Genomic DNA, 5,246 nt, shown 5'->3' with positions numbered 1-5,246 from the left:
CGATGCTTTGGTATGCCAAAAAGAACGGTCGAACCTTTTTTGGTGTCGCTGACATGATTGCACCATTGGTTCCATTTGGTTTAGGTATGGGCCGCATGGGCAACTTCATGAACAGTGAGCTATGGGGTCGTGTGACTGATGTGCCATGGGCGATTGTATTCCCTAACGGTGGTCCACTTCCTCGTCACCCATCTCAGCTTTATGAAATGGCGCTTGAAGGTATTGTACTGTTCTTCATCTTGAACTGGTTCATCAAAAAGCCTCGCCCTCTTGGTTCTGTATCAGGGTTATTCCTAGCAGGATATGGTACATTCCGCTTCCTAGTTGAATACGTACGTGAACCTGATGCTCAGCTAGGTTTGTTCGGTGGATTTATCTCTATGGGACAAATTTTGTCACTGCCAATGGTTATCATCGGTGTGCTGATGATGGTTTGGGCATACAAGCGTGGTCACTACAAAGATGAATTACCACAACAAACGAAGTAAGGAATTGGTGTGAAACAGTATTTAGATCTCTGTCAGCGTATCGTTAATGACGGTACTTGGATTGAAAATGAACGCACAGGCAAGCGCTGCCTAACCGTAATCAATGCTGACCTTGAATATGATGTAGGTAATAACCAATTCCCACTGGTAACAACACGTAAAAGTTTTTGGAAAGCCGCAGTTGCTGAGCTGCTTGGCTATATCCGTGGTTACGACAATGCTGAAGATTTTCGTAAGCTAGGGACTAAAACTTGGGATGCGAATTCTAACCTGAATGAAGCATGGCTAAATAACCCTTACCGCAAGGGTGAAGACGACATGGGCCGTGTTTATGGCGTTCAAGGACGTGCATGGGCAAAACCTGATGGCGGTCATATCGACCAACTGAAGAAGATTGTTGATGATCTAACGAACGGCATTGATGACCGCGGCGAGATCTTAAACTTCTATAACCCAGGTGAGTTCCACATGGGTTGTTTACGTCCGTGTATGTACAGCCACCACTTCTCTCTACTTGGTGACACTTTGTACCTAAACAGTACTCAGCGCTCTTGTGATGTTCCATTAGGCCTGAACTTCAACATGGTTCAAGTGTATGTGTTCCTAGCAATCATGGCGCAAATTACTGGTAAGAAAGCGGGTGTGGCTTACCACAAGCTGGTTAATGCTCATATCTACGAAGATCAACTCGCACCTATGCGTGATATCCAGTTGAAGCGTGAGCCTTTAGCGGGGCCAACATTCCATATCAATCCTGAGATTAAGTCTTTAGAAGATTTGGAAACGTGGGTGACGATGGATGACTTCTGGGTTGAAGGCTACGAATGCCACGAAGCGATTAAGTACCCATTCTCGGTTTAATCTAATCTGCTTTGTTTGACTGACTGACTGACTGATTGATCGAAAGGCTGCCTCTGCGCAGCCTTTTTTATTTCTGATGCTTGGCTTGCTTACTATTCGTAAAACCAATAATCTTGAGTGGTCTTTTCTAACCACAGAACTACTATGACTCGCTCGCATTGCTTTGTATTGCAACACGACTTTCCTATTTCTTTCTACCCTGATAAAAACCAGTTGGTGATTGATAGTGAAGAGATTCATTTAGAGCCACTACAAGCAAGGCTGCTCAGCTATTTCATCGACAAGCGCGGGCAAGTGGTTAGTACGCAGCAGATAGCTGCTGATGTCTGGCAACGAACTCAAGTGTCTGACAACTTGGTCAGACAGGTCATCAGTTTACTGCGCAGTCAGCTTCAGGATAAAGTACGTCCGTATCGCATCATTCAGACCATTCCTAAGCAAGGTTATCTGTTCGATATTGAGATAATTCAGCCTAGCGTTGAGACTACTCCCGTAGTAGAAATTCCCCCACCTGAAATCAAAGTTGTTTCTAAGCCTAAAAATAAAACCATCGCCCTGATTACAACCGCAGTATTCTCTATTGGCTTAATAGCAACTTGGGCATGGCAAAGCGATATCCCAACCAATGACACAGCTGTTATTTCTGCGCCTCAAAGTGATGTGATTCCCGTTTATATCCATGACATAACACTCGATTCTGCGGACGATTATGAGATGTCGGAAAGCGTGTACAACTACCTATTCTACGGGCTGAACTCAGCGAGAAATTTATCGGGTTACCACTTCTCTCAGCTCTCGAAACAGGGCAAGCAATCACTTGCCAATAATGGTGTCGAACTCAAAGGTTGGCTCAAGCAAAAGGGCAGTAATTATATACTGAGCGTGCTGATACAAAACAACCGCCAGCCCAATCAAAGCCAGAAAGTGGAAAAGAGCTTTAGCCAAGATAACTTCTTTGATGCCATTGGGGATGTGATTCTTGAGATCAAAGCCATTATTGCCCCAATGAGTTCAGAATACGGTGTCGTCAGTCATCGAGTGACTTCTATTGATAACTACGATGATTGGAAGGTTATTTCAGAGGGAATATCGCTTTTCTACCAAGGCAAAGGTGGACAGCCATTTGCAGAGATCGCACTTCAGTTGGATACGATTCAACAGCAAGGAAGAGACAATTATTTGGTCAATGCCTTATTGTCGTATTCGGAATCTTTGGCTTATTTGCAAAGTCATGAGCAAGAAGATCGCGAACATGCACTGCAACTGGCAAAGCAAGCCTTTGAGATGAACCCACGTTGTGATATTGCCAACCTTACCTTGGGTCTTGCACTGTTAATCAACCAACATGCCAATCAAGCTTTCCCTTACCTTTTTTATGCGGCCGAAAGTACACCGAGCCCTATCAGTTTTTATCTACTTAGTGTGGCTGACAAGCTGTCGGATAACCCAGAAGGTTCGCAATACAACTATCAGCGCTATACCGAAGTGAAAAAAGAGTATAATGGCCAACTGTTTGATCTTATTGAATCTTTATAAAAAACAAACCTTTCCTAAACCACATAATTCTCTTTGAAGTGAAGACGTTGAGTTACCGCTAATAGTAACGGCTCTTCTGCAAGGTTTTCTTGTGCCGACAGGCTTCTCAACATGTTTGATTATTGTTTGGAGTCAGGCTCGATTGCCTTGCATCAAGCGTAAAAACATCGACTTCCACATACTGGTCACCAAATCATTAATTATTTGGGGTACACACATGTTGAAGAAGTTTGCTTTTCAGATCATTCCAATTCAGATCTTCTTATTCGTCTTTTGGTTCAAAAATGGCTTTGTCGATAAAGTGATGGGCGTTGTGCTTGGCTTTATTACGCCAGATACCGCTTATTCAGGTGATACTTGGGCTGGCTGGAAAGGCTATATTGTAGGTACTTGGGATAAGAGCCAAATCGGTCATGCTTTACTGAGCCCTACGTTCGATTTTATGTTCCCTATTCTGATTGCTTTGCAATGTGTGCCATTTTTATTGGTTCTTCGTTCAGTACTAGCAGGTGAGTTCATGTCTGGCAAGGAGCGTCCGTGGTTACTCTATGCTGCCTTTGCTTCTCTGTTTGTGACGGCTTGTATGGCTTTCACTCAAACCATCACAGGTGCAAGCGATGGGCAGTATCTATGGCAACTTATCGGCTTTGGCATGGTTGCCATTATGTATCTGCGTAATGAGCAAGGTAAGTAAGCGTTTCTTTAGATGCGAGATAAGGGGAGTTAGATACAAGTAGAAGAGATTCGGGATACTAAGATCAAAAACCCCCGTCATTCCCTATCACGCTCGTTCCTCGCTGTAGGGAATGACGGGGATATATAGATGCGAGTAAAACGGGCTTTTCGTTACTCGCTCACTCGCATCCATCCTGTATCTGCTTTCAACTTGTCACTCGCTACTCCAATCTTCTTTTTGTTTCCCACATCTGCCTTTCAGAAAAGAAAAAGCCCGCAACCTAGGAGGTTGCGGGCTTTGCTATAAGCGATGTTTGTTTTGCTATTAAGCTGTCAGTGCTAACACGCTACCAGGCAGTACAAGGAATACCGCAACAAGATAACCAGCTACTACAGCTTTGTTTTTCACTGCCATGTCTGAAATGATATCAGCTGCTTTCACTGGCAGTTCACGTAGGAACGGAATACCAAAGATGAATACCGTTGCCATGATGTTGAACACCAAGTGTACTAGAGCAATCTGTAGTGCGAATACTGCGAACTCACCAGATACTGCTGTCGCTGCTAATAGCGCGGTAATACACGTACCGATGTTTGCACCTAAAGTGAATGGGTAAACGTCACGTACTTTAAGAACACCTGAACCAACTAGTGGAACCATCAAGCTTGTTGTCGTTGAAGAAGACTGAACAAGGATAGTCACGATAGAGCCAGAAGCGATACCGTGGATAGGACCACGACCGATTGCGTTCTTTAGAATCTCACGAGCACGGCCAACCATTAGGCTCTTCATTAGCTTACCCATTACCGTGATAGCTACGAAGATAGTCGCGATACCTAGAACGATAAGCATAACCCCACCAACAGTGTCGCCAAACGTTGATAGTGGCTCTTTAATCGCACTTACAACAGGCTTAGTGATTGGCTTGATGAAGTTAAGACCACCCATGCTCATATCACCTGTTGCTAGCATCGGTGATACTAACCAGTGAGAAATTTTCTCTAGAATACCAAACGCCATCTCTAGTGGTAGGAAGATAGCAACGGCTAATAGGTTAAAGAAATCGTGAATCGTCGCACTTGCGAATGCACGTTTGAACTCATCTTTACAACGAACATGACCAAGGCTAACTAGCGTATTGGTTACTGTAGTACCAATGTTTGCACCCATGATCATAGGGATTGCTAGCTCAACAGGTAAACCACCTGCCACAAGGCCAACGATAATTGAAGTAACTGTACTTGATGATTGAATAAGGGCTGTTGCCACTAAACCAATCATTAAGCCTGCAACTGGATGTGAAGCAAATTCGAAAAGAACTTTTGCTTGCTCGCCTGTTGCCCATTTGAAGCCTGTACCAACCATTGAAACTGAAAGTAATAGTAGGTAAAGCATGAATGCCAAGTTAGCCCAGCGTAGCCAACGAGTTGTGCTCGAGATAGGCGCTGCTGCAGTAGTAGCTTGGTTCATAATGTTTTCTCCATTGGACCGTTTTAGTCTGTGTTTGGTCTGTTTGTTTAATCTGAGCGTGATGTTAGAGAACAAATATTTCAGTAATATTACATTTTGGTTTAGGTGAGACTTTTTTGTGATGATTTGCTCTTTAAATATTTGGTCTTGAAATGGTGGTGGCTTAACTTGTTGTTTTTAAAGTTTTTTGTTCGTGTTTTTGATAGGTGATATAG

General features: G+C 43.6%; 5 protein-coding genes. 4 read left to right on the top strand and 1 reads right to left on the bottom strand.

The window, feature by feature from the left end:
- The 4 genes from lgt to AB4496_RS21415 all read left to right on the top strand — a co-directional run.
- Positions 1-488 (top strand): prolipoprotein diacylglyceryl transferase (lgt, locus tag AB4496_RS21430; RefSeq protein WP_372105314.1); only part of this gene is annotated, 488 nt, incomplete at its 5' end.
- Between the two features lie 9 nt (positions 489-497).
- Positions 498-1,349 carry a thymidylate synthase gene (locus tag AB4496_RS21425; RefSeq protein ID WP_009848438.1) on the top strand — a complete coding sequence of 284 codons (852 nt, stop codon included), beginning with the start codon at positions 498-500 and terminating at the stop codon, positions 1,347-1,349.
- Between the two features lie 144 nt (positions 1,350-1,493).
- Positions 1,494-2,885 carry a winged helix-turn-helix domain-containing protein gene (locus tag AB4496_RS21420; RefSeq protein ID WP_009848439.1) on the top strand — a complete coding sequence of 464 codons (1,392 nt, stop codon included), beginning with the start codon at positions 1,494-1,496 and terminating at the stop codon, positions 2,883-2,885.
- A gap of 217 nt (positions 2,886-3,102) precedes the next feature.
- Complete coding sequence (locus AB4496_RS21415; protein ID WP_009848440.1) at positions 3,103-3,579, top strand: hypothetical protein; 477 nt, start codon at positions 3,103-3,105, stop codon at positions 3,577-3,579.
- A 306-nt stretch (positions 3,580-3,885) separates the two neighbouring features.
- Here AB4496_RS21415 and AB4496_RS21410 read toward each other — a convergent pair whose 3' ends face one another.
- Complete coding sequence (locus AB4496_RS21410) at positions 3,886-5,031, bottom strand: Na/Pi symporter (RefSeq protein ID WP_017102996.1); 1,146 nt, start codon at positions 5,029-5,031, stop codon at positions 3,886-3,888.
- Positions 5,032-5,246 lie beyond the last annotated feature (215 nt).

It is taken from the genome of Vibrio sp. 10N.222.46.A1, from assembly GCF_041473595.1.
GTDB classification, from domain to species: domain Bacteria; phylum Pseudomonadota; class Gammaproteobacteria; order Enterobacterales; family Vibrionaceae; genus Vibrio; species Vibrio tasmaniensis_A.
Note: the sequence above shows the minus strand (reverse complement) of the source record. Positions and strands in the feature narration are given on the sequence as shown.

Bases quoted from the DNA above. Each gene is read 5' to 3' on its own strand.
- AB4496_RS21420 (WP_009848439.1), top strand. From the start codon at position 1,494: ATGACTCGCTCGCATTGCTTTGTATTGCAACACGACTTTCCTATTTCT.
- AB4496_RS21410 (WP_017102996.1), bottom strand. From the start codon at position 5,031: ATGAACCAAGCTACTACTGCAGCAGCGCCTATCTCGAGCACAACTCGT.
- AB4496_RS21415 (WP_009848440.1), top strand. From the start codon at position 3,103: ATGTTGAAGAAGTTTGCTTTTCAGATCATTCCAATTCAGATCTTCTTA.